This is a genomic window from Methylobacterium sp. Leaf99 (assembly GCF_001422375.1).
In the GTDB taxonomy this organism is placed as follows: Bacteria; Pseudomonadota; Alphaproteobacteria; order Rhizobiales; family Beijerinckiaceae; genus Methylobacterium.
The window spans coordinates 164,958-188,663 of record NZ_LMMU01000009.1 but is presented as its reverse complement, the minus strand read 5'-3'; the positions used below and the strand labels follow the sequence as shown (position 1 = coordinate 188,663).

General features: G+C 67.3%; 23 protein-coding genes. 11 read left to right on the top strand and 12 right to left on the bottom strand.

Annotated elements, in window-relative coordinates; translation table 11 throughout:
- From ASF28_RS17645 to ASF28_RS22630, 8 genes are all read left to right on the top strand, one after another.
- Positions 1 to 1,218, top strand: coding sequence for a phosphopentomutase (locus ASF28_RS17645; RefSeq protein ID WP_056095621.1), 1,218 nt, complete (start codon positions 1 to 3; stop codon positions 1,216 to 1,218).
- Positions 1,219 to 1,257: 39 nt separating this feature from the next.
- Entirely contained in the window at positions 1,258 to 1,449 is a 192-nt protein-coding gene (locus ASF28_RS17640) for a DUF1192 domain-containing protein (RefSeq protein WP_056095618.1), read from the top strand.
- 162 nt (positions 1,450 to 1,611) lie between these two features.
- Positions 1,612 to 2,250 (top strand): TetR/AcrR family transcriptional regulator, encoded by a 639-nt coding sequence (locus ASF28_RS17635; RefSeq protein ID WP_056095615.1) that lies wholly within the window; start codon positions 1,612 to 1,614, stop codon positions 2,248 to 2,250.
- Between the two features lie 198 nt (positions 2,251 to 2,448).
- A complete protein-coding gene (locus ASF28_RS17630; protein WP_056095612.1) occupies positions 2,449 to 2,916 on the top strand; it encodes a DUF2852 domain-containing protein in 468 nt (155 codons plus the stop codon).
- A 155-nt stretch (positions 2,917 to 3,071) separates the two neighbouring features.
- The gene (gene upp, locus ASF28_RS17625; protein ID WP_056095607.1) at positions 3,072 to 3,710 is read left to right on the top strand and encodes a uracil phosphoribosyltransferase; all 639 of its coding nucleotides are present in this window, start codon (positions 3,072 to 3,074) and stop codon (positions 3,708 to 3,710) included.
- 382 nt (positions 3,711 to 4,092) lie between these two features.
- Positions 4,093 to 4,605 (top strand): very short patch repair endonuclease, encoded by a 513-nt coding sequence (locus tag ASF28_RS17620; protein ID WP_244475070.1) that lies wholly within the window; start codon positions 4,093 to 4,095, stop codon positions 4,603 to 4,605.
- Positions 4,606 to 4,712: 107 nt separating this feature from the next.
- Positions 4,713 to 6,539, top strand: a complete 1,827-nt coding sequence (locus ASF28_RS21995; RefSeq protein ID WP_162240011.1) for an ATP-binding protein — start codon at positions 4,713 to 4,715, stop codon at positions 6,537 to 6,539.
- Entirely contained in the window at positions 6,526 to 7,815 is a 1,290-nt protein-coding gene (locus tag ASF28_RS22630; RefSeq protein ID WP_157085638.1) for a PP_RS20740 family protein, read from the top strand. The genes ASF28_RS21995 and ASF28_RS22630 overlap by 14 nt, the downstream gene beginning before the upstream one ends.
- On the opposite strand, the gene ASF28_RS17615 is transcribed toward ASF28_RS22630, so the two are convergent.
- On the bottom strand, positions 7,772 to 8,833 hold the full coding sequence (locus ASF28_RS17615) for a DNA cytosine methyltransferase (RefSeq protein ID WP_200912691.1): 1,062 nt from the start codon (positions 8,831 to 8,833) through the stop codon (positions 7,772 to 7,774). The two genes, ASF28_RS22630 and ASF28_RS17615, sit on opposite strands and share 44 nt — an antisense overlap.
- A 274-nt stretch (positions 8,834 to 9,107) precedes the next feature.
- Between ASF28_RS17615 and ASF28_RS17610 the strand changes: the two genes are divergently transcribed.
- Both ASF28_RS17610 and ASF28_RS17605 read left to right on the top strand, forming a co-directional pair.
- Complete coding sequence (locus ASF28_RS17610; protein ID WP_056095605.1) at positions 9,108 to 10,130, top strand: NAD(P)H-quinone oxidoreductase; 1,023 nt, start codon at positions 9,108 to 9,110, stop codon at positions 10,128 to 10,130.
- A gap of 92 nt (positions 10,131 to 10,222) precedes the next feature.
- Entirely contained in the window at positions 10,223 to 10,507 is a 285-nt protein-coding gene (locus ASF28_RS17605; RefSeq protein WP_147710254.1) for a hypothetical protein, read from the top strand.
- A 65-nt stretch (positions 10,508 to 10,572) separates the two neighbouring features.
- Here ASF28_RS17605 and ASF28_RS17600 read toward each other — a convergent pair whose 3' ends face one another.
- The 8 genes from ASF28_RS17600 to ASF28_RS17565 all read right to left on the bottom strand — a co-directional run bounded on the left by ASF28_RS17600 (position 10,573) and on the right by ASF28_RS17565 (position 20,434).
- Positions 10,573 to 12,201 (bottom strand): porin, encoded by a 1,629-nt coding sequence (locus ASF28_RS17600; RefSeq protein ID WP_056095841.1) that lies wholly within the window; start codon positions 12,199 to 12,201, stop codon positions 10,573 to 10,575.
- A gap of 792 nt (positions 12,202 to 12,993) precedes the next feature.
- A complete protein-coding gene (locus ASF28_RS17595) occupies positions 12,994 to 13,875 on the bottom strand; it encodes a 3-hydroxybutyryl-CoA dehydrogenase (protein WP_056095600.1) in 882 nt (293 codons plus the stop codon).
- 205 nt (positions 13,876 to 14,080) lie between these two features.
- Complete coding sequence (locus ASF28_RS17590) at positions 14,081 to 15,034, bottom strand: electron transfer flavoprotein subunit alpha/FixB family protein (RefSeq protein WP_056095597.1); 954 nt, start codon at positions 15,032 to 15,034, stop codon at positions 14,081 to 14,083.
- Between the two features lie 100 nt (positions 15,035 to 15,134).
- The gene (locus ASF28_RS17585; RefSeq protein WP_056095595.1) at positions 15,135 to 15,884 is read right to left on the bottom strand and encodes an electron transfer flavoprotein subunit beta/FixA family protein; all 750 of its coding nucleotides are present in this window, start codon (positions 15,882 to 15,884) and stop codon (positions 15,135 to 15,137) included.
- Between the two features lie 209 nt (positions 15,885 to 16,093).
- Positions 16,094 to 16,666 carry a cob(I)yrinic acid a,c-diamide adenosyltransferase gene (locus ASF28_RS17580; RefSeq protein ID WP_056095592.1) on the bottom strand — a complete coding sequence of 191 codons (573 nt, stop codon included), beginning with the start codon at positions 16,664 to 16,666 and terminating at the stop codon, positions 16,094 to 16,096.
- A 33-nt stretch (positions 16,667 to 16,699) separates the two neighbouring features.
- Positions 16,700 to 17,332: an acyloxyacyl hydrolase gene (locus ASF28_RS17575; RefSeq protein WP_056095589.1), complete on the bottom strand. Its 633-nt coding sequence runs from the start codon at positions 17,330 to 17,332 to the stop codon at positions 16,700 to 16,702.
- Positions 17,333 to 17,473: 141 nt separating this feature from the next.
- Complete coding sequence (locus ASF28_RS17570) at positions 17,474 to 17,659, bottom strand: twin transmembrane helix small protein (protein ID WP_056095586.1); 186 nt, start codon at positions 17,657 to 17,659, stop codon at positions 17,474 to 17,476.
- 90 nt (positions 17,660 to 17,749) lie between these two features.
- Positions 17,750 to 20,434, bottom strand: coding sequence for a TIGR02302 family protein (locus ASF28_RS17565; RefSeq protein ID WP_157085637.1), 2,685 nt, complete (start codon positions 20,432 to 20,434; stop codon positions 17,750 to 17,752).
- 191 nt (positions 20,435 to 20,625) lie between these two features.
- Between ASF28_RS17565 and ASF28_RS17560 the strand changes: the two genes are divergently transcribed.
- The gene (locus tag ASF28_RS17560) at positions 20,626 to 21,159 is read left to right on the top strand and encodes a tellurite resistance TerB family protein (protein ID WP_338011697.1); all 534 of its coding nucleotides are present in this window, start codon (positions 20,626 to 20,628) and stop codon (positions 21,157 to 21,159) included.
- 313 nt (positions 21,160 to 21,472) lie between these two features.
- Here the strand turns inward: ASF28_RS17560 and lysA are convergent, their stop codons facing one another.
- From lysA to ASF28_RS17545, 3 genes are all read right to left on the bottom strand, one after another.
- Positions 21,473 to 22,750 carry a diaminopimelate decarboxylase gene (gene lysA / locus ASF28_RS17555; protein WP_056095580.1) on the bottom strand — a complete coding sequence of 426 codons (1,278 nt, stop codon included), beginning with the start codon at positions 22,748 to 22,750 and terminating at the stop codon, positions 21,473 to 21,475.
- Between the two features lie 35 nt (positions 22,751 to 22,785).
- Positions 22,786 to 23,160 carry a lipoprotein gene (locus ASF28_RS17550; RefSeq protein WP_056095577.1) on the bottom strand — a complete coding sequence of 125 codons (375 nt, stop codon included), beginning with the start codon at positions 23,158 to 23,160 and terminating at the stop codon, positions 22,786 to 22,788.
- 144 nt (positions 23,161 to 23,304) lie between these two features.
- Entirely contained in the window at positions 23,305 to 23,580 is a 276-nt protein-coding gene (locus ASF28_RS17545; RefSeq protein ID WP_056095575.1) for a hypothetical protein, read from the bottom strand.
- Between the last annotated feature and the right edge of the window lie 126 nt (positions 23,581 to 23,706).

Genomic DNA, 23,706 nt, shown 5'->3' with positions numbered 1-23,706 from the left:
ATGCCGCGCGCCCTCCTCATCGTCCTCGATTCCGTCGGCATCGGCGGCGCCCCCGACGCTGATTCCTACGGCGATTCCGGCGCGGACACCCTGGGCCACATCGCGGAGTCCTGCGCGGCCGGTCGCGGCGACCGGGCCGGCCTGCGCGCCGGCCCCCTGCGCCTGCCGAACCTCACGGCGCTGGGCCTCGGCCTCGCGGCCGAAGGCGCCACCGGGCGCATCCCGCCGAACCTCGCCCCCACCGCTCCGGTCACGGGCGCCTACGGCCACGCCGCCGAGACGGCCGCCGGCAAGGACACGCCCTCGGGCCATTGGGAGATCGCGGGCGTGCCGGTCCTGGAGCCGTGGGGGTATTTTCCCGACACGGTCCCGGCCTTCCCCCGGGCCCTCGTCGGCGACCTCGTGGCGCGGGCGGAGCTCCCCGGCATCCTCGGCGATTGCCACGCCGCCGGCACCGCGATCGTCGAGCGCTACGGGGCCGAGCACATCCGGACGGGCAAACCGATCTGCTACACCTCGGCCGACAGCGTGTTCCAGATCGCCGCCCACGAAGACCATTTCGGCCTGGAGCGCCTGTACGAGACCTGCCGCGTCGCCCGCGACCTGTGCGACGCCCACCGGGTCGGGCGCGTCATCGCCCGGCCCTTCCTCGGCACTCCGGAGACGGGGTTCCGCCGCACGGCCAACCGCCGGGACTACGCCGTCGAGCCGCCGGGCGAGACCCTGCTGGACCGCCTCGCCGCGCAAGGCCGCGCCGTGGTCAGCGTCGGCAAGATCGGCGACATCTTCGCCCACCGCGCCACGGGCCGCGAGATCAAGCCCGCCGGCAACGCCGCCTGCCTCGACGCCGCCCTCGCGGCGTTTCGCGACCTGCCCGGCGGCGGCCTCGTCTTCCTCAACCTCGTGGATTTCGACACGGAGCACGGCCACCGCCGCGACGTGCCGGGCTACGCCGCCGAACTCGAAGCCTTCGACGGGCGCCTGGCCGAAATTCATGCGGTTCTTCAGGCGGATGACCTCTGTATCGTCACCGCCGACCACGGCAACGACCCGACCTGGATCGGCACCGAGCACACCCGCGAGCAGGTGCCGGTCCTCGCCTTCGGCCCCGGAATCGCGCCCGGACCCATCGGCGCAAGGCCGACCTTCGCCGATATCGGCGCCGCGGTGGCGCGCCACCTCGGCCTCGCGCCCCTCGGGGCGGGGCAGGCGTGGTGACAGTTCCCAGCATGGTGACAGTTCAAGGAAGGATCGACCATGCGCGATGACGACGAGACCCCCTCGGGGTCGAGCCCGAGCCACAGGGTCGGCGAGGCCCTCGACACCCTGTCGGTGGCGGACCTCTCCGAGCGCATCGCCCTCCTGCAGGGCGAGATCGCCCGCCTCGAAGCCGCCCGCGACGCCAAGAACGCGGCCCGCGACGCGGCGGGGTCGATCTTCCGGATCTAGGATCGCGCCCTGTTGCGCCCGTGCGTCGATGGCGTACGCTCTGTCTACTAATCGACAGAGATGGCTTAAAAAATCCCGTTCGCGTGCTAGGGGAGGGCTCCGGTCTGCAACCGCTTGGCGTCTCGCTCGTCATGATGGGGCGGACCCGATGAGGACAACAGCGTGCGACCCTGGCGCGAAGGCCCCGACGACCGGCGCAGCTACCATCACGGCAACCTCAAGGAGGCCCTGATCGAGGCGGCGCGCCGGTTCATCGCCGAGCGCGGCGTCGGCGGCTTCACCCTCGTCGACGCGGCCCGCCTCGTCGGGGTGACGCCGGCCGCCCTCTACCGCCATTTCCGGGGGCGCGAGGCCCTGCTGGAGGAGGTGGCGGGGCGCGGCTTCACCGACCTCGCCGAGCGCCTGGCCCGGTCTCTGGCGGCCAAGGGAACGCCCCTGGAGCGCTTCACCCGCATGGGCGAGGCCTACCTCGCCTTTGCCGAGGAGGAGCCGGGCTACTACGCGGCGATCTTCGAGACGCGGGGGCTGCCGGCCGCCGTGCCGAACCCCGAGGCGGGGCCCAGGCCGAGCCCGTTCGACCTCCTGGTGGACGCCCTGCAATCGACGTTTCCGGAGGGATTCGGCGGCGTCGCCCCACGCTTCGTCGCCCTGGAGGTCTGGGCCCTGTCCCACGGTCTGGCGACGCTCGCCGCCTCCGGACACCTGCCGAAGGGGCCCGGCGTGCCCGACAAGTACGAGCTGTTGCGCGCCGGCGTCCTCGCCCTGGTGCACGGCGCCGGACCGGCGCGCGCCCGCGACTGAGCCGGGACCGCCCGGCGCGCGCGCGGCACGGCGCGCCGTCACACGCCCCCCATGGAACGGCGCATCCCCCCCCATGGAACGGGCGGACGCACGAATGCGCGCCGCGCCCCTTGCACGAATGCGCGCCGCGCCCCCTTGAAAGCCCGCCGCCGCATCCGCAAGTGAATGTCGTTCACATTAACATCGGAGACGTGAGCCGTGAGTCTATCCTCCACTTCCCCCTGGTCCTCCGGCAAAGCCTGCCGCAGCGGCCCGTTTCCCAAGCGCTCGTTCGAGATCGGCGCCATCGTGGTCGGCTTCATCTACTGGTGGCCGGCGGCCGTGGCCTACGTCGCCTGGAAGGTCGCCGGCTATCCGGCGCTCAGCGAGATGCGAGGCCTCGCCAGCCGCGGCAGCGCCTGGGGCAACGCCTGGAACGCCGGCGGCACCGGGCGCTCGCGCTTCGCCGCCGCCTACGAGGCGGCCAACGGCACCACCGGCAACCGCGCCTTCGACGATTACCGCAAGGCCGAGCTCGACCGCCTCGACGCCCAGCGCAAGGCGCTCGCCGAGGAGAGCCGCGCGTTCTCGGAGTATGTCGAGGGCCTGAAGCGGGCCAAGGACCGCGAGGAATTCGACGCCTACATGGCGCAGAAGCGCGCCGCCGATTCGACCCGCTCCGTCTGAATTCTTTCGGCGTGACATCACGACGGGGGCTTCCGGCGAAAAGCCGGGAGCCCCTTTTTCGTGGGCCCACCCGTCGCGGGGGATGCCCCGATGCGCTAAGACATCTGGGCTCGGGTCCGCCTTTCGCCGGCCCGACCGGGAAGGTGTTTGCGGCGATGCAGGACGCGGCGGCAGTCCGGGTGGTCGACCACCCCCTGGTCCAGCACAAGCTGACGCTCCTGCGCGACCGGGCGCGCTCGACCAAGGGGTTCCGCCAGATCCTCAACGAGATCGGCATGCTCCTGGCCTACGAGGTCACCCGCGACCTGCCCCTCGAATCGGTGACCATCGAGACCCCGATCCAGGCGATGCAGGCGCCGCAGATCGCCGGCAAGAAGCTCGTGCTGGCCCCGATCCTGCGCGCCGGCACCGGCTTCCTCGACGGGATGCTGTCGCTGATGCCCTCGGCCCGGGTCGCCCATATCGGGCTCTACCGCGACCCCGAGAGCCTGGAGGCGGTGGAATACTACTTCAAGGCGCCGTCCGATCTCGCCGACCGCACGGTCCTGGTCCTCGATCCCATGCTCGCCACGGGCAACTCGGCGGTGGCGGCCATCACCCTCCTCAAGGCCCGCGGCGCCCAGGACCTCCGCTTCGTCTGCCTGCTCGCCGCCCCCGAGGGGATCAGGCACCTCCGGGCCAGCCACCCCGACATCCCGATCTGGACGGCGTCAATCGACAGCCACCTCAACGACCACGGCTACATCGTGCCGGGGCTGGGGGATGCGGGGGATCGGATGTACGGCACGCGGTAGGGGTTTTTTGGGGGCTGGTGGCCGCGCTTGACTTCAGCAGGGAGTGAACCTTTACCGTTAAGCCTTCAGGAGGCGAAGAAAACGTGCACTTACCGCTTGAGAAACGATAGGCAGCTCCGCACCAGAAGCAGAAGGTAGTCGCGACCTTGAACGCAGGCATTTCGCTTCTGAATCTTCCGCGGTATGCCGCCCCTTTTTTAAGACTGAAGGGACCGTACGAGAGGACGCAAGTGACGAGTTCAGACCTGTCGCGGGGTAGCACTCTTGTAAATCAACCACCTGTGGCTGTTACGGACGATATGCGGTAAGGTCTGAAAACGCTTGGCGACCGGCGCCTTCAGGCCGAGATTTTTGGCTTTATGGAGGGTAAGATAAAGGGGGCATGCCAGAAATGGCGGCAAAGCTGACAATCACAGCTTCTACGCAACGTAGCGAGCTGATGTCTCGTATACGCTCAAAAAATACGGGGCCTGAGCTAGCGGTGCGCCAAATGCTGCACGCAATGGGGCTACGCTTTCGACTTCACAGACGCGATCTTGCCGGCAAGCCAGACATTGTTCTACCACGCCACAAACTCGCCATCTTTGTCCACGGCTGTTTCTGGCATCAGCATGCAAATTGCCGACTAGCCTCAAAGCCGAAAACCAGAACTGAATATTGGGAACCAAAGCTCTCTGGCAACGTCAGACGGGACGAAGAAGCACGAGTTTCCTTGGCAAGCTTAGGCTGGGGAGTAGAGGTCATTTGGGAATGCGTGATCCGTGATCGAGAGCAGCTCGCCGGTCGTCTTCAGGGGATTTCTCAATCATTGGTCAGCAAGTCGCTTATTAAGCACAATGGTGGCATCTCGTTTGCAGCTGGCGATGGCGTTTCGCTAGCCGATGCGGATAAGTAGGCTGGGCTGAGGAACTAATGATTTCAGATTCGGCTACCATACGGTCCGACCGGAATGCTCACGCAGTCGCACTAGGCGAGAAGATAAGGCAGGCAGTTGAAGGTGATGTGATTCAGCTGCCCCTTTCCACTAGTCAGCGCATTATCGCTCGGGTGACCGATGGAATTTACCGCGAACCATGGGCGGCGTTCCGAGAACTCTGTGCGAATGCCTACGATGCCGATGCCCAGCGCGTGGTCATTGAAACCGGCTCGCCGGAATTTGATCAAATCATCGTGCGAGACGATGGCGCCGGGATGAATCCAGAGACGCTTGCTTACGTTGTTCAGAATATTGGCGGTAGCAGCAAGCGGACAAGCGCCGGGGCGGTCTTCCACACCGCGCAAGAAGCCGACCCTGACCTCAGCCCAGGCGGCCGTCCGCTGATTGGAAAAATTGGGATCGGGCTGTTCGCTGTCGCCCAACTCACCCAGCATTTCCAGATTATCACGAAAGCCAAAGGAGAACGGGTTCGCACTTGGGCAACAGTTGTTCTCAGCACGCATAACGAAAGCCGCCTAAAAGAAACGGCTCCAGACGCCGAGTTCGAGGCAGGCCGTGTCAGTATCAGCTCCGAAGAAGTGCCTGAATGTGAAAAAGATTCGCATGGCACGACTATAGTTCTTCACGAGCTTCGGCCTGAAATTCGCCGCCTCCTTCAAAGTGTAAATCTATGGCAAGCTCAAGCTGAGCTTGGGCCTACAGGTGAACCGATTGTTACGCCGCCTAAATATCACATTGGATGCCTAACTGACCAGAAACGGAAGCTGGAGGGGTTGAAGGCGAATCTACCGTGGCACGACAACGATAGTCCACTTGCCCGGTTCCAAGGACTTGTTCGTGCAGCGTCTGAGAGTGAACGAGGTGCCAAGCGCTCGCCCTCACTTGAGCAGCTGGACGAATACCTGCGTTCAATCTGGAAGCTAAGCTTGGCGCTGCCCCTTCAATATATCAACCGACATCCGTTCGATCTCGAAGGAGGGAGCGGAGTCCTATTTCTCGACGTCCCGCAGGGCAATAGGCGCCCAGAAGCCATTGAGCTGAAGTCAGGCCAAAGTGTCAGGAGCAAGCTTGGGCTTGTATCAGGTCAGGCTGATATCATTGGAAGCTTCGATGTCTTATTTGATGGAGTACTTCTACGGCGGCCCATTGAACTATCGATGCAGCTTGCGAACGATTCACGTGTTGGCCAACCCGTAATGATGGTCGGAGCCGACGAGGCACCATTTCCTGAGGCAGCGCTAGGCCGCGCTGGTGGAAGGCTTCGGTTTGAGGCGTATCTATACTGGAACAGCAAAATAAGCCCTAAAGATATCCAAGGGTCATTAATACGCGTACGCGAAGCTAGTGGAACGCTCTATGATCAAAGATTTTTAGATTATCAAGTTTCTGAACAGAACCGACTTCGGCAAATCACTGCTGAAATATATGTACTGGAGGGCCTAGACGGCGCAATAAATATTGATCGAGAATCATTCAATTACAGCCATCCCCATTATATCTACATTCAGAAATGGCTGCATCGTGCGCTGAGGCTTCTCGTAAATCGGCTCAAGCTGCTGGCGAGTGAGGATCTTGGACGGGAACGCGAAGAAGGCCGCGCAAAAACACAGCAGGCGATTTTGGGATCAGCATACTCGATCTGGGCGGCAAGACGGGGAGAAGAGGCGGACCCGCCGCTTCGCACATCTACCTCCTTCGTCGAGCTTCCTACAAGCGTTTCCGAAGCCAGCATAGTTTGGGATCGGCAACCGAAGAAAGAGGACGTGCCACTTGCGACGGCATTGTCTGTCGTTCTTGAGGCTTATGGCGTTCTGTCCGAGCTGCGGGCTGTTGATCGCGCCGCCCTTATCAATGACATTATCCAAGTGATGCGTGCTCATGGCTCCAAGTGATGATGAATTCTTCGGTAATGAATTCGCCGAAGAATCCCTTCCAAACGAAGTTACCTTAGATGCTGTTCCCATAAAGCTGACTGAGCTTTTTGCCTGGCATAGGCCTCGCAAACAAAAAGTGCGTCAGGATCAGTGGGTAGGGCTGGCCACTGGCTTGATAGACAGGCTTAAGGCACAGAATAACCTCGTTCATCGCGATATCGTTATGCCCGATGGCACCACGGCACGAGTTTATCCCGAAGTACGCTACTTAACTCTACCGGGTTTAGACTATCTCGACGTGCGGCTTATTGCAGAAATGTGCTCTGGAAAAGATTGTCATCTCACATCTGTGGGCTTTCTCAGTGATGCAGTTGAGGCTCCCTTGATGGCACGCGCAATAGTCCGTGAGACGGGGCTCGTTCAAGCAGGATATATCAGTGACAAGTCGGTGACATTTCCGCGAAGCTTTGAGTCAATCTGCAAATCTGATGGGAGTACATTGGCAGAACTGAGGCGGCGCGCTCCTTTCCATGTCGTCAATATTGATGCCTGCGGATCAATTGCTCCAACTCGGGCAAAACATTCAGGACGTTTGATTGACGCGATCTACCGTCTAGTTGAACTGCAGCTCAGCAAGGCTAACCATCGCTGGCTCTTCTTTCTCACTGTTGACGTTAGATCCGGTGATATGGACATGGAGACACTTGACGCTATTTGTAATGCGATTCGCGAAAACGCAGCGCATAGTAACGAGTTTAGCAATGGTGCATGCGACCTCTTGGACCCAGAAACAGATAACATTGATAATGCCATTGCAACTGCAAAAAATAAAGATGGACGATCCCTTTTAGACCTGTTTTCTCTTGGTATTTCGAAGTGGCTTCTACATCTTGCGGAGCAGAAGCAGTGGTCGGTGAAGCTTAAAAGATCTCACTGCTATTCTACTCGGCCAATGGACAATCCCGATCCGTCCATGTGCTCTTTGGCGTTTGAGTTTATCCCGCCGCCCGTCGGACTAACAGACCCATTTGGGGTTACTCGCCAGCAGCCTTCGCCGGGTGCATCGCCCGAGAACCCCTCAATGCAGATTCTTTCGGCTGCATGCCAGATCGATAATTTAGACAGTCTAATGGAGCAGGATGCAGTGCTCGCTGAAACCCTGAACGCAAGAACGCACGACCTCCTTGCTGAAATCGGCTACGAACGGGAGGCGCTGGCTCCTCTGCAGGCGCAGTCCATTCAAGGGCAAACTACGCCGCCTTACCGATATCCAGATCTCGTGCCGCCTGCTTAAGAAAGCGAATTAGGCTTACTGCAACTGCTTTTGCCAAAGGAGGTGGCACAGCCTCGCTAACTTGCGTAATCTGGGAGGACAAGCTACCCATCAACGTAAAATTCTTTGGGAAGCCTTGAAGTAATAAGGCTTCATGCACAGAAAGGCGCCGATGACAGCTTGGATGAACGTGAACTTCCCTATTGCCATAAGCAACCGTAGGACTAACGCTGTCCCATTCGAGTGTGCGAAAGCTTCGCCCGCGAGCTGTTCCCGGAGAAAGTCGGCCAGGCGTTGAGAAACTAATCGACTTCGGCATCATACACCAGTGATTGGGATGATGCTCAATTTCCATACGAACTAAATCACGCGTCCAGAAGGTAGCTTCCGGCAGATGGCCAATTTTATCACGAACAGTCTTCTCTGATCCCTTCTTTGAAGCAGGAGGTTCCCACTCAAGATTTCCGAAAATATTGCGATTTATACCAATGAAAATCAATCTAGGCCTGTTCTGAGCTACGCCAAAGCTGCGAGCATTGAGTAGGCTCTGCGTAACGCTAAAACCTGCATCCTCGAACGCTTGAAGAAAATTTTTCAGCCGGTCAGCATGCTTATGCTTCAAAAGACCAGGTACGTTTTCAAGCACGAAAAACTCGACGGGCTTACGCGCATTCAAGTCTTTCAACAACTTCGCATACTTGAGCGGAAGATCATGACGCGGATCATCTTCACCGCTGTGCGTCGCTCTGCTGAAGCTTTGGCACGGCGGACCGCCAATAATACCGCGAGGCTCAAACTTGCGCCCAGCTAGAAAATCAAGCGTCTCGCAGGTAATATCTCGGACGTTGCCGACTCGTGCAACGCGCGACTTAAGCGACCGGTTATAATTATAAGATAGAATTGCGTCTGGCCGCAGGTCGAACGCGGCATCAACATCGAAGCCTGCCTTCTCGAAGCCCAGATCTAGGCCTCCGGCGCCGCAAAATAGACTCAGCAGGCCATCCCTGCCACCTCGGGATACAGGAATTGCAGTCGTCAACTTACTCTCCTGGCAGAGGCAAACCCTCCTTTGCTAGATCGCAAACGGCCAAGGTCATTCCTAGCGGTCCGAAGCGCTATCATCAACCATTAGCGGGTTTGTCAACCGCTCTTTAAAGCGGTGCTTTTAAATTCGCCTCCACCCCGGACACCCGGAGCAGAGCAGAGGGTGATCCGGCCCCCGGCGGCACCGATCCGCCCCACCCAAAAACCCCATCCCTTGCCAAAACCCCACCCCACCGCACATGACGGGTCTCGCCAAAGGGAACCCCGCCATGACCGCCAGCCTCCCCGAAACCCTGCCCAAAACCATGCGCCAGATCCGGTTCACCGCCGCCGGCGGGCCGGAGGTGTTGGCCGTCGAGACGGTGGCGTTGCCCGAGGCCGGGCCGGGCCAAGTGCTCATCGAGGTGGTGGCGGCGGGGGTGAACCGGCCGGACATCCAGCAGCGCGAGGGCAAGTATCCGCCGCCGAAGGGCGCCACGGAGATCCCCGGCCTCGAAGTCGCCGGGCGGATCGTCGCGTTGGGCGAGGGCGCCGAGGGATTTTCCCTGGGCGACGAGGTCTGCGCGCTCACCATCAGCGGCGGCTATGCCGAGTTCGCCGTGGCCGAGGCCGGCCAGTGCCTGCCGCGCCCGGCGCCCCTGTCCCTGGTGGAGGCGGCCGGCATCCCGGAAAACTACTTCACCGTCTATTCCACGGTGATCGAGCGCGGGCGGCTCCAGGCCGGCGAGGCCTTTCTCGTCCATGGCGGGTCGAGCGGCATCGGCTCGACGGCGATCCAGATCGCCCGGCATCACGGCGCCCGCGTCTTCGCCACGGCGGGCTCGGCCGAGAAATGCGCGTTCTGCGTCGACCTCGGCGCCGAAGCCGCCATCAATTATCGCGAGGAGGACTTCGTCGAGCGGGTGAAGGCGTTGACCGACGGCAACGGCGTCGACGTGATCCTCGACATGGTCGGCGCGCCGTACCTGGCGAAAAACCTGTCGGCCCTGGCCATCGAGGGGCGCCTCGTCCAGATCGCCTTCATGCAGGGCTACAAGGTCGACGCCTTCAGCATGACGCCGATCATGATGAAGCGCCTCACCTTCACGGGCGCCACCCTGCGGGCCCGGCCGAAACCCGAGAAGGCCGGCATCGCGCGGGGGCTCGCCCGGGACGTGTGGCCGCTCCTGGAGGCCGGGACGATCCGGCCGGTCATCCACGCGACGTTCCCCCTGGAGGAGGCGGCGAAAGCCCACGAACTCATGGAATCGAGCGCGCACCTCGGCAAGATCATGCTGGTGACCGGGCGCTGAGGACAGGAACTCCCGATCCGACCCGGCGTTTGACCTTTATCACGGATTCGCGCGTCCGGCCCCGCGGGGTCGGCGCCATCAACGAGGGTTTCATGGCAGAGCAGCTTCACGGACAGGAATCCCGTCAGGGCAAGAAGGGCAAGCCGGTCCTCGCGGTCCTGCTCGGCAGCCTCGCCCTCCTGGCGGTGGCCATCGTCGGCCTGATGTCGTGGCAGGGCTCGCAGTCCCCGCCGGACTACGCGGCGCAGACCAAGGCCGGCGCCCAGAACCCCGCCGCCGCCGCCCAGCCGAACAACGGCCTGAAGTCGGACATGCCCGCCAGCACCGGCAGCACCGTCCCGGCCAACACCCAGCCGTCGACCAACTCCGCCCGCTGAGCGTCCGGACGGTGGAACATGAGGCCGGTCCCCCTGGGGCCGGCCTTTTTCGTGGGAGCGGACTTTCAAAAATCCCGCTGCACCCGGGCCCGGATCTGGACCGCGTCGACGCCGGTCACGGTGGCGACGGCGTTGGCGGGGTCGTTGACGAAGCCCGCATTCGGGGTCGGGACCCGGCTGAGGTCGAGGACGCGGCCATCCTGCACGCCGTAGCGGGTGTAGATCGCCTCGACGCCGATATCGAACTCCTTCACGGGCGACCAGATCAGGTTGGCGCCGACGACGAACCGGTCCGAATCCCGCAGGACCTGGCTGAGCTCGAAGAACCGCGTGCCGGGCACGCCCGGTCCGGTGCCGGTCACGGCCGAGGCGAGGCCCTGGACCCGGCGCGCGCCGGGGGCGAAGGTCATGCGGCCGTAGGAACCGAACGCGGCCGAGCGCACGGACGGCGTCCAGTAATGCAGCACGGCGGCCGTCACCGAGACGCTCGTCGACAGTTCGAGGCGGTTGGTGAGGGGGTTCAGCACGGCGTCGTTGAGGAACTGGGAGAACGGCGCCCCCTGGATCGCCGTGGCGGCCTGGGCGTAGGGGCCGACATAGGCCGGCAGGCCGGTGTAGAGGGCGGTGCCCTCGCCGTAGGCGGCCTGGAGGTAGAGGGTGTCGCCGGGGGCCAGGGCCGACAGGTTGACCTTCACGCCGCCCTGGACGGCGAAGCCGTAGGCCGCGGGCGCGCGGCCGGCGTCGCGGCTGTTGGTGGGGGAGGCGGGCGCGCCGAGGTGGGTGCCGAGATAGGCGTCGCGGTCGAGGGTGCCGGGGCCGACCTCGTGCAGGGCGGCGGAGGCCTGGGCCGCGCCCCAGGTGTCGTCGTAGCGCAGCACGCCGACGAGGTCGGGCACGCGGCTGCGCTGGGCCGCATCGACGAAGCCGATGCCCGTCGGCGCCCCGTCGGCGCCGGACCCGACGAAGATCGGCGCCACGGCGCGGGCCGCGAACCCGCCGTCGAGGCCCGGCGTCAGGGGCCGGGCGTTCTGGCTCGAATAGACCGCCGTCTGGCGGAAATGCGGGTCCTCGACGGAGAGCGTGGTCGAGAAGCCCCGGCCGAGCTTCGCCGTGTAGGCGGCGAGGTTGGTGGAGGGGATGTTCGAGCCTAGGGACGCGACGATGAACTCGAAGTCGTGGGCGTAGAAGTCGAAGAACGACGAGGCCCGCCCGGCGGTGAGGCCGGAGAACTGCACGAAGGCCTTGTCGAGGGTCACCTGCTGCTGGACCCGGCCGGCGGTGTCGACGCCGGTGGCCGGAAACGCGTTGCCGATGCGGTTGAACGCGCCCGCATGCATGGTGGCGAAGCCGGTGCGGCTGCCCACGTCGATGCGGGTGAAGCCGCGCAGGGCGCCGTAATCCGTCTGGGTCCGGGCGTCGAAGTTGATGCGGGCGCGGGACTGGTAGCCGCTGATGTCGCCGGCGGAGTTGCGGCTGTAGGCGTTCTGGAACGCGTACTCGAAGCGCGCCCGGCCGGAGACGCGCAGGCAGGTGTCCGACCCCGGAATAGTGAAGAACCCCGTGCCGGAGGCCGGGCAGATCCGGACCGCCTCGGCCGGCCCCTTCCGGCGCTCCCCCGGCAGCTCCGCCGCCTCCACCGGGACCCCGATCAACCCGACTACGCCCGCCAGCAGGCTCGTGCGTCCGCGCGTCATGCCATCCCCGGTGCCGTCCAACCCAAGACGGGTCCAGATCGGTCGCATGCCCGCCGGCGTCATCGAGGCCGGTTCGCGGTCGGGGCGTGCGCCTGGGGAAGGTGTTAGATTCGTTCCGAGGCCAACGCAATCGGACGGGGTACGGATCAACTTGCAAAGATTTGGGGATTTGGAGAAGAATCGTTTTCGTGTGCTGGAGTTGCGGGGCTGGGATTAAATTTATCCCTGGGACGTGGATGGGTGTAGCCTCCTACCGAACGATCTGTGCTTGCGTGCGGCCGCGGCGTCCCGTCCGGCGGCTTCGCGGGGCGGGGGAGGGCCGATGAACCGCGACGGGCTCCCGCTTCAGCCTGCGGCAGCCCCTGGCTCGTTGCGCAGAGCGCCCGCGCGCATCCCCTCTCCCCGCCTGCGGGGAGAGGGCCGCAGGCACCCCGTCGTGCCTGCGGCGAGCGAAGGCGAAGCCGCAGCGACGGTGAGGGGGCGATTCCGGACGAGTCTCACGCGGATTCGCCCCCTCACCTCCGGCTGCCGCCTCGCTCTGCCGACGACAAGGTCGGCAGAGCCCTCTCCCCGCAGGCGGGGCGAGGGGATGCGCGCGGGGGCCGTGCTTGTTCGACAACCCTCTTCTGCGGCGGCTTCAGGTCGCGACCATCATTTGCGGCGCCCTGACAGGACGGCGAGGGAGCCCGCCGCGATCCGTCGAAGCGGTCCGACACGCGTCCGAGCGCTTGAGGAAAACCCATCCGCGCTTCACCCGCCCAAGCCGGGCGGCCATCCGCCGCCCCGCGACGGTCAGCGGGTCGGGATCGGGGTCTCACCGCGGTAATCGTAGAAGCCGCGCTTGACCTTGCGGCCGAGCCAGCCGGCCTCGACGTACTTCACCAGGAGCGGGCAGGGGCGGTACTTCGAATCCGCCAGGCCCTCGTACAGCACCTGCATCACCGACAGGCAGGTGTCGAGGCCGATGAAGTCGGCGAGCTGGAGCGGGCCCATGGGGTGGTTGGCGCCGAGCTTCATCGCCGTGTCGATGGATTCCACCGAGCCGACGCCCTCGTAGAGGGTGTAGATCGCCTCGTTGATCATCGGCAGCAGGATGCGGTTGACGATGAAGGCCGGGAAGTCCTCCGACATGGTCGAGGTCTTGCCGAGCTTGGCGATGAACGCCTTCGCCGACTCGTAGGTCGGGTCCTCCGTGGCGATGCCGCGGATGAGCTCGACGAGCTGCATCACCGGCACCGGGTTCATGAAGTGGATGCCGATGAAGCGCTCGGGCCGGTCCGTGGAGGCAGCGAGCCGCGTGATCGAGATGGACGAGGTGTTGGTGGCGACGAGGGCGTCGGGGCGTAGGGACGCGCACAGGGTGCTGAAGATCAGGCGCTTGGTCGATTCGTCCTCCGTCGCCGCCTCGATGACGAGGTCGCACGGGGCGAGGTCGTCGAAGGTCTCGGCCCCGACGATGCGCGCCATGGCGCTGCGGCGCTGCTCCTCGGGAATCGTGCCCTTGGCGACCTGACGGGCGAGGTTGCCGTCGATGGTGGCGAGGCCGCTGCGGATGCGGGCGGGGTCGCGGTCGTTCAGCCGGACGTCGAGGCCCGCCATGGCGCAGACATGGGCGATGCCGCTGCCCATCTGCCCGGCGCCGACGATGCCGACGGTCCTGATATCGATGCCCATTGCGGTGAATCCAAACCCCCGAAGCGCTGCCCGCCCGTCGCCGGAGCCATCCGGGGGCAGGGCGGGTCTGCGGCTATGAAAACGCGCGTCGCACCAGAATCTTAGACCATTTCCGGGTCCAGGGCAGCCCGGCGCGGGAGCTTATTCTCCGCGCCGGGCCGGCCGGGGCCGGACGAGTGTCCCCTGATCTGACTGGCCCTTGGTCTTACTGTCCCTTGGCCTTGACGAGTTCGGCCTGGAACTCGGGCACCACCTGGAACAGGTCGCCGACGAGGCCGTAATCCGCCACCTGGAAGATCGGCGCGTCCTCGTCCTTGTTGATGGCGACGATGACCTTGGAGTCCTTCATGCCGGCCAGATGCTGGATCGCGCCGGAGATGCCCACCGCCACGTAGAGGTCGGGCGCCACCACCTTGCCGGTCTGGCCGACCTGCCAGTCGTTGGGGGCGTAGCCCGCATCCACCGCCGCGCGCGAGGCGCCGACGGCGGCCCCGAGGGCGTCGGCCAGGGGCTCGATGAGCTCCTTGAACTTGTCTGCCGAGCCGAGGGAGCGGCCGCCCGAGACGATGATCCGCGCGGCGGCGAGTTCGGGACGGTCGGATTTGGCGATCTCCTCGCCCTTGAAGGTCGAGCCGCCGGGGGCCGGGGCCGCGGCCGACACGGCCTCGACGGCGGCGGCGGCGCCGCCCTCGACGGCCGCCTTGAACGCGGCGGTGCGCACGGTGATGACCTTCTTAGGTTCCGTCGCCTGCACGGTCTGGATGGCGTTGCCGGCGTAGATCGGCCGCTCGAACGTGTCGGGCGAGACCACCGTGATGATGTCGGAGATCTGGGCGACGTCGAGCAGGGCGGCGACGCGGGGCAGGACGTTCTTGCCCGTGGTCGAGGCGGCGGCGATGACCACGTCGTAGGCGCTCGCGATGGCGGCGATGCCGGCGGCGGTGGGCTCGGCCAGGGCGTGGTCGTAGGCGGCGTCCTCGGAGACCAGCACCTTCTCGACGCCCTCCAGCCTGGCGGCGGCCTCCGCCGCCGGGTGGCTGCCCGAGCCGAGCACCAAGACGTGGACGGGGGCGCCGAGCTGGGTGGCGGCGGTGAGCGCCTTCAGGCTCGCGTCGCGAACCGCACCGTTGTCGTGCTCGATGTACAGGAGGGTGGCCATTCGGGGGACCTCGGAGCGTATCCGGGGGCCCGTCGCCGGGGCGGCGCCGGGCCTCGCACGGGGGTAAGGGGCGGGGGGACGGGAGAGAGACCGAAGGGGGTCAGATGACCCCGGCTTCGACCTTGAGCTTTTCCACCAGAGCTTTGGCCGACTCGACCTTGACGCCCGCCTTGCGGCCGGCCGGCTCGACGGTCTTCAGCACCGTGATCCGGGGGGTGACGTCGACGCCGAGGGCCTCGGGGGTCAGCTCCTCGAGGGGCTTCTTCTTCGCCTTCATGATGTTGGGCAGGGACGCGTAGCGCGGCTCGTTGAGGCGCAGGTCCGTGGTGACGATGGCCGGGAGCTTGAGGCTCACGGTCTGGAGGCCGCCATCGACCTCGCGGGTCACGTCGATGGCGCCGTCGCCGAACTCGAGCCGGAACGCGAAGGTGCCCTGCGGCCAGTCGAGCAGGGCGGCCAGCATCTGGCCGGTCTGGTTGGAATCGTCGTCGATGGCCTGCTTGCCGAGGATGACGAGCTCCGGGCTCTCCTTGGCCACCAGCGCCTTGAGGATCTTGGCGACGGCCAGGGGCTCGACGAGCCCGTCGGTCTTCACCAGGATCGCCCGGTCGGCGCCCATGGCGAGGGCCGTGCGCAGGGTCTCCTGCGCCTGCTGCGGGCCGATGGAGACGGCGACGATCTCCGTGACCTTGCCCTTCTCCTTCAGGCGGATCGCCTCCTCGACGGCGATCTCGTCGAAGGGGTTCATGGACATCTTGACGTTGGCGAGGTCGACCCCCGAGCCGTCGGCCTTGACGCGGATCTTGACGTTGTAGTCGACGACCCGCTTGACGGGCACCAGAACCTTCATGGCGGTCACTATCCTCCGCGCGGACTGTTTTTGGGGAGGGCCGGCGCGGCGCGCGGAGGACCCCCGGCACGCCCGGCGATCCAGAACCCTCTCGATTGAGGCGGCGGACCGTAACGACGAGGTTTCGGCCTTGTCAACGCGGGTGCGCGGACGCACCCCGTGTCCGGGGGCGGGGAGGGCGGGCCGGCGACGATCCGATCCGCGACCGATCAGCGGTTCTTGCCGGGCACCCAGAGGACGTCGTCGGCGCCGTTGGCGTTGGCCGTGCGGCTCGCCACGAACAGGAAGTCCGACAGGCGGTTGAGGTATTGCAGGGCGGGGGCCGAGACGATCTCGCCCTCCGTGGCGGCCAGGGCCACGGCGAGGCGCTCGGCCCGGCGGCAGACCGTGCGGGCAAGGTGCAGGTTCGCCGCCGCCGCCGAGCCGCCGGGCAGCACGAACGACTTCAGGGGCGACAGGTGGGCGTTGAGGCTGTCGATGTCGGCTTCGAGGCGCTTCACCTGGGCGTCGACCATGCGCAGGGGCTCGTAGGGCAGGGGCTCCCCGGTCTCCGGCGTGGCGAGGTCGGCGCCGAGGTCGAACAGGTCGTTCTGGATCAGGCCCAGCATGGCGTCGAGGGACGGCTCGGCATGGAGGCGGACCAAACCGATGCAGGCGTTGGTCTCGTCCACGGTGCCGTAGGTCTCGATGCGCAGGTCCGCCTTCGAGCGGCGCGCGCCGCTGGCGAGGGCCGTCGAGCCCTTGTCGCCGGTGCGGGTGTAGATGCGGTTGAGGGTGACCACGGGGCCGTCCGATCTGCGAGGGAGCGGGTCAGGTCAGAACGTGTAGCCGATCTTGCCGCCGTAGTTGGTCAGGCCGCGGTTGTTGCTGCACAGGCCCGCGTTCGACATGTGCTCGACGGTGGCCATGATGCTCCAATGCTCGGTGAGGCGGAAGCCGAGGGCGGCCGCCTCGCGGAACAGGGGGTTGCAGCCGAGGGAGTTGAATCCGGGCGGGGTGGTGGCCTTCAGGCCGGTATGGCCGTTATGGGCGCCGGCGCCGAAGAAGCCCTCGAGGAAGACGATGTTGTTGAAGGTCTTGGGGAACAGGTCCACGGTCCAGGTCGCGCCGATATAGGCGTAGCTGGTGCGGCCGCCGAAATTGTAGCTGCCGCCCACGGTGGGGCGGGGCACGAAGGCCTGCCAGAACGGATCGAGGCTCACCAGGGGCTTGGCGAACAGGATCTCGCCGTTGATGTTGTTGGTGTCGCGCTCGGCGCTGCCGGGGTCCTGCACGGCGCCGCCGATGCGGACCTCCGAGACGATGCTCATGGGCTGGACCGGGGCCGCGTAGGCGACGGGCAGCGACCCGCCGCGCAGGTCGGCGGCTTGAACCGGGACGATGGCCTGGACCGGAACGATGGCCAGGGCGAGGGCGCCGGCAAGCAGACGGGACGTGTTGGAGAGCATCGGGACCGATCCGGTTGTACCGGGCAGGTCTAGCATGGGCCGGCGGAGCCGCGTCAGGCCGCCGGCCCCGTAATCCTTACCCGACCCCGCGATAGATCGCCGGTGAGACCTCGCCGCCACAGTGCGGCGCGGGCGACGCCGTCAGGCCGAGCGCCACCACACCACGCCCATGATGAGGATGATGGCGATGAATTGCAGCAGGACGCGCAGGCGCATCAGCTTCTGCGAGACGTTGGCGCTGCCGCCGCGCATCATGTTGACGAGGCCGAGCAGCAGGATGACGGCCACCGCCACGCAGGCGACGAGGACGAGGGCGTTGGAGGACATCACGGCGTCACGGTCTCGCGGCTGGGGTCACGCCCCTCATATGGACTTCGGCGCACCGGCCGCCCAGGGGGTGGCGGCGCGCCGGGACTTTCAGTTCCGGCGCAGCAAGCGCTCGAAATAGTCGAGCTCCTCGCGCGGGCGGCTCGGGTCGCCGAGCTTGCGCCGCAGCTCCTCCAGGATCCGGCGCGTGCGCTGGACGGCGGATTCGTCCGCGTTCGGCACGCGGGCATTGCCGCCCGTGGTGGTGCGGCCCTTGTTGGGGCGACCCAGGGGATCGTTCTCGCCGGTGCCGGCTTGGCCCTGCCGGCTCGGATTCTGGCCGCCCTCCTGCTCGCCTTCGCCCTCGCCCTCGCCCTCGGCCATCTCCTGCATCTGCTTCTGCATGCCCTCGGCGCCGCGCTTGAGCCCGTCGAGGGCGCGGCCCTGGGCATCGACGGCGTCGCCCTCGCGGCCCTGGCCCAGGGCCCCCTCGGCCTCGCGCATGGCACCTTCCGCCTCCGACAGGCCCTCCTCGCCCTCCATGCCGAGGTCCTTCATCTTGCGCTGGAGGTCCTGAAGCCGCTCGCGCAGGGCCTGCTGGCGCTCGCCCTGGCCCTGACCCTGGCCCTGGCCTTCGCCCTTCTGGCCCTTCTGCCCCTGCTGGCCTTCGCCCTTCTGGCCCGGCTGACCCTGGCCGGGCTGGCCCTTCTGGCCCGGCTGGGGCTGGCCGCGCGGCGGGCGCTGGCCGGGGCGGGGCTGGCCCGACTGGCCGTCCTTGTCCTGATCGTCCTTGAAGGTCTGGTCGCGCAGTTCCTGCTGCTCGCGCGAGAGCTTGTCGAGTTCGTCGGCCTGCTTCGCCATCTCGCGGGAGCTCGGATCGGCCTTGCCGCCGGGCTCCGCCGTCTGGAGGTTTTCTAGGATCTCGCGCAGCTGCTCCAGCAGGCGCTGGGCTTCCGCCGTGTCGCCGCGCTTCATGGCGTCGGCCATGTCCTTCAGCATCTTGTTGAGGTCGTCGGGGGTGACGGTCTTGCCCCCCTGCGCCGGCGGCTGACCGTCGGCCTTGGGCGTCCGCCCCTTCTCCTTCTGGCGCTCGGCCATGTTCTTCATGAAGGTGTCCAGCGCCTTCTTCAGGTCCTCGGTGAGCTTCCGGATCTCCTCGTCGGGGGCGTTGCGCTCGATGGCCTGCTTGAGGTTGTCCTGGGCCGCGCGCAGGCTCTTCTCGGCGTCGGAGAGGTCGCCGTCCTCGATCTTCAGGGCCATCTCCCACAGGAGGTCGGCGACCTCCATGAGGGCCGCGTCGTTGCGGGCGGCGCGCAGGCGGCGCGCGGCGGTCATGAGGCCGAGGAACACGCTCGGCTGCGGCGTGAACCGGTCGGGGGCGATGAGCAGGGCATCCAGCGCCGTCAGCACCCGGCCCCGGCTCTCGTCCGGAGAGGTGACGAGGCGGCGGCGCTCTTCCGCCAGGGACCGGGCCAGGGCCTGCGTGAACGCCCGGGCCGGCAGGGTGATCTCGGCCGCCTCCGTGCGGCCCTCCTGGCCGGCCTCGTCCTTCGCCACCAGGGTCAGGCGCACGCGGGCGCCGGACCACGGGTTGTCGGTGAGGTCGACCAGGGTCTTGGTGTCGGCCTCGCCGCTGGCATCGGCGGGGAGCGCCAGGGCGATGCGCGGCGGCGGCACCAGGGCGCGGGTGCCGGCCAGGGGCTCGACGATGCCCTCGGCCGAGGCGATGCCGTAATCGTCCTTGGCGCGGTAGGTCAGGTTGAAGGTGCCGCGGGCGTTGACCTCGAGGGCGCCCAGGCGGCGGATTTCGGGGGGGAGGTCCGGGATCGTCTCGACGACGAGGTGCTGGAGCGGGGCACCGTTCGCCGCGATGGTGAGCTCGGCGGTGCCGCCCGTGAGCTGGAACCGGTCCTCGCGCAGGTCCGCGTGGGGCGGCTTGCTCGCCTGCGCGGCGTTCGCCGCCGGGGCTCCGGGCAGCGCCTTCAGGCCGGAGCGGGCGTCGAGGGTCGCCTCCCCGTGGCCGGCGATGCGCACGATGAGGGTGGAGTTCACCGGCGCCCGCAGGCGCTGCTCGGCGCCGTTCATGGTCACCACCAGGGGCGGCAGGCGGGTGTAGAGCGGCGGGTCGATCCAGCCGTCGACCCGGAAGCTCGGGGCCGGCGGCGGCGGCAGGGTCCAGTCGAAGGCGCCGGCCACGCGCTGGCGCCATTCGGGCCCGGCGACGAACAGGCTCGCCACCGCCGCCACCAGCACGGCGGCCCGCAGGGCGAAGGGATCGCGCCGGGGCATGTCGGGCCGGGGCGGGGCCGGCTTCAGGCCGGCCACGGCTTGCGCTGAGCGGCGCTGGTGCAGGGCCCACAGGGCCCGGGTCGCCGGATCGGCCTGGCCCAGAGCCAGGGTGTCCTCCAGGGCCGAGGCCGGGCCGTGGACGAGGGCCGCATCACGGCCGGCGGCCGCGCGGTCGATGCGGGCCAGGGCGGCGCGCCGGTTCGGGCGCCGCAGCCTTGCGAGGGGCAGGAGGGCGGCCACCAGGGCGAGGCCGAAGGCGGCGAGGCCGATCCGGCGCCACAGGGGCGACAGGTCGAGCCACAGGCCGAGCCAGGACAGGCTGAGGAAGGCGAGGACGACGCCGAGGCCGCGCCACAGGATCGGCCAGGCGCCCTCCCACAGGCCGGCGGCCTGGGAGCGGGCGACGAGGCGGTCGAGGCGTCCACGGGGGGCGGCGGGGTTCGCGGCGGCGGGATTCGCCGCGGCGGCGCGCGTCACGCCGGATGTCGCCGGGTCGGCCTCGGCCATCGTATCGGGTTCCTCTGGCGCCGATGGGCGCTGGACGGGCAAGCTAGCATGGTGGCCGCCGGGGTCGATCGGGTCAAATCCGCCCATGGCCGGCCGGGCCGGTCCGCGATCTGAACCGCGGCGCCCCGCCGGGGGTTGGGGATCGATTCCATCGGGTGAGCCAGGGGCCTCCAATGTCCGAAGCACAACACATGGTCGACGCGCTGGTGCGGACCCGGCGCGGCGGCTTCTCCGCCCAGGCGGCGCTGGGCGGCCTCGCCCTCGTGGTCGGCCTCGCCGCCAAGGCCCTGAAGGACACCGCGGACAAGCCGCCCGCCGCGGCAGCGCCCGCCCCGGCCGCCCCGGCCGGCGCCACGCCGTTCGACCACATCCAGGTCGGCGAGGACGAGGCCCGGACCATGCTGCGCGCCATGGTGGCGGCGACCCTGGTCGACGGCCTCGTGGATGAAGGCGAGCGCAGGCGCCTCGACGACGCCCTGGCGGCGGCGGGCATCGCCGACGACGGCCGCCGCTGGCTCGAAGCCGAGCTGGCCGACCCGGCCACCGTCGAGACCATCGCCGAGGGGGCGAACAACCCCGAGCAGGCCGCCCGCATCTACGCGGCGGCCCGCCTCGCCATCGACCCCGACACCCTGCAAGAGCGCAAGTTCCTGAAGGACTTGGCCGAGGCCCTCGATGTGCCGGATGAAGCCACGCTTCGGCTGGAGACGGAACTGGCGGCTTGAGGCGCAGCGCGATCCGCTGACCGGGATCGGGACGCAGCGGACCACCCGGAGCGCATCCCCTCGCCCCGCTTGCGGGGAGAGGGCTTCGCCGACCCCGTCGTCGGCGGAGCGAGGCGGTAGCCGACGGTGAGGGGGCGCGTCCGAAGGAGCCACATCCGACGCAGCCCCCTCACCAACGCTGCGGCTTCGCCTCCGCTCGCCGCAGGCACGACGGGGTGCCTGCGGCCCTCTCCCCGCGCGCGGGGAGAGGGGATGCGCTCAGGCGTTCAGCGAGCTTGAGCAAAGACTTACGCCGAAACGTTCACCCAATCCTTCAAGCCGGCTCCGACAGCCAATCCGGCACGCGGTCGAGGCCGATGAGCTCTTCGTAGGTCTGGCGCGGGCGCACCATGGCCCAGTCCGACCCGCGCACCAGCACCTCGGGGACGAGGCGGCGGGTGTTGTAGGTGCCGGCCTGGACGGCGCCGTAGGCGCCGGCGCTCATGACCGCCACGAGGTCGCCCGGAGCCACTTCGGGGATGTCGCGGCCGAGCGCGACGTAGTCGCCGCTCTCGCAGACGGGGCCGACCACGTCGGCGACGAGGCGGGGCGTCTCGGGGCCCGGTTCGAGGACGGGGCGCAGGCCGTGATAGGCGTCGTACAGGGTCGGGCGGATGAGGTCGTTCATGGCCGCGTCGACGATGACGAAGGTCCGGCCCTCGGTGCGCTTCACGTAGAGCACGCGGGTGACGAGGATGCCGGCATTGCCGGCGATCATCCGGCCGATCTCGAAGACCGGGCGCAGGCCGAGGCCGGCGAAGTGCGGGCGCAGGAGTGCGGCCAGGGCCGCGGGGTCGGGCGGGGGCGCGTTGTCGTCCCGGTAGGGGATGCCCAGGCCGCCGCCGAAATCGATGTGGTGCAGGGCGTGGCCGTCGGCGAGCAGGTCGCGGGCGAGGCCGGCCAGGAGCCGGGCGGCGTGGTCGAACGGCGTCAGGTCGGTGATCTGACTGCCGATGTGCATGTCGACGCCCGAGACCGCCAGCCCCGGCAGGGCGGCGGCCTGCGCGTAGACCGCCCGCGCCCGGCCGATGGGAATGCCGAACTTGTTTTCGGATTTTCCCGTCGAGATTTTTGCGTGCGTTCCGGCGTCGACGTCGGGATTCACCCGGATGGAGACGGGGGCGGTGAGACCGAGGCCGGAGGCGACCCCCGACAGCACCGCGAGTTCCGGCTCGCTCTCGACGTTGAAGCAGTAGATGCCGGCCTTGAGGGCGGCGGCCATCTCGTCGGGGGTCTTGCCGACGCCGGAGAACACGATCCGCTGCGGATCGACCCCGGCGGCCAGCGCTCGGCGCAGTTCGCCCTCCGAGACGATGTCCATGCCGGCGCCCTGGCGGGCGAGGGTGGTGAGCACCGCCTGGTTCGAGTTCGCCTTCATGGCGTAGCAGACCAGGGCGTCGTCGCCGGCGAAGGCCTGCGCGAAGACCCGGTAGTGCCGCTCCAGGGTGGCGGTGGAATAGCAGTAGAACGGCGTCGCGACCGCGTCGGCGAGGGCCGTCAGGTCGACATCCTCGGCGGCGAGGCGACCGTCGCGGTAGTGGAAGTGATGCATCGCAGTGCCTTGAACCGGTCCGGTGGGTACGGACCCTACAGGAGCGGGTCGAGGAGGAAGGGTTGCTTCGGCACGACGTAGCCGCGCTTGGCCCCGCGCGAGGTCAGGATCGGCGCCTCGAGGCCCACGCCCGGCACCGCGGCGGCATCGAGCTCGTCACCGGCCCGCACGGCGTCGGGGTCGGGCGTGGCGGCGCCGCCGCCCAGCCCCACGCTCTGGGGCAGGGCCCGCGGGCTCGCCGGCGCGGTCGCCCCCGTGGAGACCCGCGATGCGGGCACGCTCGGGGCGGCGGAGCCGGGCGGCGGCTCGAGGCCGCCGCGCCGGCCGCAGCCGGAAGTTGCCAGGGCGACGAGGCCGAGGGCCGCGAGGATCGTGAGGGGGCGCGGGAACGCGCCGTAAGATCTGGGCATCGAGGCTGTGGGGTCCGGCACCGGGTGGCCGGCACCATAGCGTCTGCCGGCCCGCGACGCGAGGGAAACGGCCGCGCTTATCCCAAGGCCGTCTCCCACGGGTCCCGAGGCGGGTCCCATACGGAACCCGCCCCGGGAGCGGCCTCAGCCCTTCTTGTTGGCGGGGTTCTTCTCGTAGGCGTCGATGGCCCGGCGGCAATTCTCGGACAGCTTGGCCCAGTTGGTCTGGAAGCACTTGTCCATGGCCGGATCGTCGGGGGACAGGTTGCCGCAATAGGTCAGGTAATCGCCGGTGCAGTACTTCTTCAGGGTCTCGTTGCCGCGCTTGGTCTGCGGGGCCGTCTGCGCCAGGGCCGGAGCGGCGGTCAGGGCCGCCGTGGCGGCCAGGGCGAGGACGAGCGATGTCAGTGTCTTGGCCATAGGGGCGCGGTCCGTCTCGAAGTCAGGGGGAATGGGCGACCGGATGATGGGCTTGCGTGGTCGAAACAAGGCACATGCATGGTCAACGCATGGAAAGTTCGCTTATCTACCCCGTTGCCTGAACCG

Excerpts from the sequence above, each read along its gene's own strand:
- ASF28_RS17585 (WP_056095595.1), bottom strand. The coding sequence starts at position 15,884 with ATGAAGGTTCTGGTGCCCGTCAAGCGGGTCGTCGACTACAACGTCAAG.
- upp (WP_056095607.1), top strand. The coding sequence starts at position 3,072 with ATGCAGGACGCGGCGGCAGTCCGGGTGGTCGACCACCCCCTGGTCCAG.
- ASF28_RS17565 (WP_157085637.1), bottom strand. The coding sequence starts at position 20,434 with ATGGCCGAGGCCGACCCGGCGACATCCGGCGTGACGCGCGCCGCCGCG.
- ASF28_RS17590 (WP_056095597.1), bottom strand. The coding sequence starts at position 15,034 with ATGGCCACCCTCCTGTACATCGAGCACGACAACGGTGCGGTTCGCGAC.
- ASF28_RS17570 (WP_056095586.1), bottom strand. The coding sequence starts at position 17,659 with ATGTCCTCCAACGCCCTCGTCCTCGTCGCCTGCGTGGCGGTGGCCGTC.
- ASF28_RS17620 (WP_244475070.1), top strand. The coding sequence starts at position 4,093 with ATGCCAGAAATGGCGGCAAAGCTGACAATCACAGCTTCTACGCAACGT.
- ASF28_RS17610 (WP_056095605.1), top strand. The coding sequence starts at position 9,108 with ATGACCGCCAGCCTCCCCGAAACCCTGCCCAAAACCATGCGCCAGATC.
- ASF28_RS17545 (WP_056095575.1), bottom strand. The coding sequence starts at position 23,580 with ATGGCCAAGACACTGACATCGCTCGTCCTCGCCCTGGCCGCCACGGCG.
- ASF28_RS22630 (WP_157085638.1), top strand. The coding sequence starts at position 6,526 with ATGGCTCCAAGTGATGATGAATTCTTCGGTAATGAATTCGCCGAAGAA.
- lysA (WP_056095580.1), bottom strand. The coding sequence starts at position 22,750 with ATGCATCACTTCCACTACCGCGACGGTCGCCTCGCCGCCGAGGATGTC.
- ASF28_RS17595 (WP_056095600.1), bottom strand. The coding sequence starts at position 13,875 with ATGGGCATCGATATCAGGACCGTCGGCATCGTCGGCGCCGGGCAGATG.
- ASF28_RS17605 (WP_147710254.1), top strand. The coding sequence starts at position 10,223 with ATGGCAGAGCAGCTTCACGGACAGGAATCCCGTCAGGGCAAGAAGGGC.
- ASF28_RS17560 (WP_338011697.1), top strand. The coding sequence starts at position 20,626 with ATGGTCGACGCGCTGGTGCGGACCCGGCGCGGCGGCTTCTCCGCCCAG.
- ASF28_RS17550 (WP_056095577.1), bottom strand. The coding sequence starts at position 23,160 with ATGCCCAGATCTTACGGCGCGTTCCCGCGCCCCCTCACGATCCTCGCG.
- ASF28_RS17640 (WP_056095618.1), top strand. The coding sequence starts at position 1,258 with ATGCGCGATGACGACGAGACCCCCTCGGGGTCGAGCCCGAGCCACAGG.
- ASF28_RS17645 (WP_056095621.1), top strand. The coding sequence starts at position 1 with ATGCCGCGCGCCCTCCTCATCGTCCTCGATTCCGTCGGCATCGGCGGC.
- ASF28_RS17575 (WP_056095589.1), bottom strand. The coding sequence starts at position 17,332 with ATGCTCTCCAACACGTCCCGTCTGCTTGCCGGCGCCCTCGCCCTGGCC.
- ASF28_RS17600 (WP_056095841.1), bottom strand. The coding sequence starts at position 12,201 with ATGACGCGCGGACGCACGAGCCTGCTGGCGGGCGTAGTCGGGTTGATC.